Here is a 2344-nt window from a genome sequence, read left to right on the forward strand (position 1 = left end):
TTAGCATTAGCTAAAGCTAAAGTAGGAACAACTAAAGTTACTACCATAAGTAGTGCGATCAGATTAGTCTTGTTAAATAATTTCTTCATACTTTTTTACTATCTTACTTATTAATTAATATATTAAATAATCTCTAATTCCAAACACAACTATGCGTAGTCTGACTACACTGCCAACCACTAGGACACTGACTACTAGAGGTGCAACCAAAAGTATTGCCACCTACCATCGTGACGACCAATCTGGTAAACACAAAAGCGCCCAAAACTATCACGACGCCAATAACAGCATTAATCAAATATTTTTTGGCTTTGTTAACTTGATCGGCGTTGCCACCAGCTGTTAGCCAGAGATAACCAGCATAAATAATGATAATCACGGTTACTAGGCCCAAAAACATCAAAACCCGACGAACAATATCCACCACCACATACTGAATGGGAGTTGATGACAAACTAGAACCAGTAACTTCACCTTTTAAATCACTGTAACGATTACTTAGTAGATCACGAACGCTAGATTGGGCATTGACTGTTAGAACAAGCGAGCAAAGAGAAACGATGCTGACTACGAGAATAAAAATCAATATATATTTTTTCATAAATTTACCTTTAGGAGCAACTTGGTCCACCGAACTCAATAATGCAAGCTAATTTTAATAATAAGAAATCGGTAATTGACCAAACGCCCAAAACAATAGCCATACCAATTACCGAATTAATAATTCTTTTCCTGGCCTTGGTGATCTGTTCAGAGTTGCCACCTGCAGTTAACCAAAGATAGCCAGAGGTAACCATATTGACCACAAAAATAAGTGATAAAAAACTCAAAGCAATCTTTATGATATAACCAACAACCCTTGTCCAGTACAGATCAATATTTTCTATGTTGCCGGCCAACCCTGTTTTATTTGCTACCTTGTCTAAACCACGATAAAACCCACTCGATCCAACACCAACATTACCAGCAGTAATTATAATAGAATTATCTTCACTATTAATCTTTAATTGAAAATCCTTATCAATGGGCAATGAAGCTGTATCGTTATTATTGGCTAAACTAATATTACCAACAATTAATGCTGTTACGATGATAAAACAAATTAATAATACTTTTAAAAACTTCATAATTATATTAATAAGTATAACTAGTTGCTGTCTGTAAATAAAACATCACTCCATAAGTAATGGCTAATGACATAATTACCAAACCAAAACCAACAACAGCATTAATCATTCGCGTTCGGGCTTTGGTTATCTTTTCAGCATTACCACCAGCAGTCATCCACTGAATGCCCGAGATGATAATCAAAACTACAAATATCAAACCCAAAAAAGATAATATATAATAAAGTAAATTTGCTACAATTTCACCAGGATCAGACAATGGTGGCTCAATTCCAGCTTCGTCATAATAAGCCTTACCACCAACCTCTTTTAAATTATTTTGAAACTTATCCTGCATGGTACTAGCTAACACGGGTGTGATAATAGAAAAAATACTAAATAACATGAGCATAATAATAATTAAAGTTGTAATTCTGTCTTTTCTATTCATAATAATTTTAGCTAGTTCTCCTTAACACACTAAAGGCAACGTCTTGGATAAACCAAGTAATAGCGTAAGCGGCAATGGTAATAAATAAACCAGTAGCGGCATTAATCATTCGCGTTCGGGCTTTGGTTATCTTGTCAGCATTACCGCCAGCAGTCATCCACTGCAAGCCACCAGTAATAACCAAAATTAAAAATATCATTCCGACAAAACCCAAAAGATACTGTAATACCGAGCCAATAATAACATAAATATTGGGATTATTTGTAGTATCATAACCAGATTTACCGGCAAAATCCTGAGCATCGTTCATAACATTGTCATTCAACAGGGCCGCGCGAGAAAATAACGGCCAAGAACTAAACAAAACTATTAGATAATATTTGATATTTTTCATCATATTAGCCCACAGTATTAATAAGATCTAAAATAGTGTATACGATAACCCAGGCAACCAAGACAATACCTAAACCAATGACGGAATTAATCAGTCTTTGCCGAGCTTTATTGATCTTGTCGGTATTGCCACCAGCAGTCATCCACTGAATACCGGAAATGATTACTAAAATTAAGAATAGTGCACCAATCAATCCCAGTCCAATCTGCACAATACTACCAACTAATTCGCGTATGGTTGCTGCATCATAATCCTTATTAGCATCATAACCTTGACCAGCTACACTTTTCAAATTATCCATAATACCGGTACTGGCCAGTACTGGGGAAAAAACACTCAGCAATAAAAAGCTTACTACCATGATAACCCCACTGATTGTGACTATCTTTTTTC

Annotated in this window: 5 protein-coding genes and 1 pseudogene (1 of these 6 cut by a window edge); all 6 read right to left on the bottom strand. The window is 35.4% G+C overall.

Going from position 1 to position 2344, the window contains the following annotated elements:
* Positions 1–133: 133 nt before the first annotated feature.
* Complete coding sequence (locus COX77_04515) at positions 134–601, bottom strand: hypothetical protein (GenBank protein PIZ98436.1); 468 nt, start codon at positions 599–601, stop codon at positions 134–136.
* Between the two features lie 10 nt (positions 602–611).
* A complete protein-coding gene (locus COX77_04520) occupies positions 612–1127 on the bottom strand; it encodes a hypothetical protein (GenBank protein ID PIZ98437.1) in 516 nt (171 codons plus the stop codon).
* A 7-nt stretch (positions 1128–1134) separates the two neighbouring features.
* Positions 1135–1557: a hypothetical protein gene (locus COX77_04525; GenBank protein ID PIZ98438.1), complete on the bottom strand. Its 423-nt coding sequence runs from the start codon at positions 1555–1557 to the stop codon at positions 1135–1137.
* A 7-nt stretch (positions 1558–1564) separates the two neighbouring features.
* Positions 1565–1954, bottom strand: a complete 390-nt coding sequence (locus tag COX77_04530) for a hypothetical protein (GenBank protein ID PIZ98439.1) — start codon at positions 1952–1954, stop codon at positions 1565–1567.
* 1 nt (position 1955) lies between these two features.
* Positions 1956–2312, bottom strand: a complete 357-nt coding sequence (locus tag COX77_04535) for a hypothetical protein (protein PIZ98440.1) — start codon at positions 2310–2312, stop codon at positions 1956–1958.
* Positions 2313–2332: 20 nt separating this feature from the next.
* Positions 2333–2344, bottom strand: a pseudogene (locus COX77_04540) (hypothetical protein) (it continues 411 nt past the right edge of the window).

The sequence above is a fragment of the Candidatus Komeilibacteria bacterium CG_4_10_14_0_2_um_filter_37_10 genome, assembly GCA_002793075.1.
GTDB lineage: Bacteria > Patescibacteriota > Patescibacteriia > UBA1558 > UBA1558 > UM-FILTER-37-10.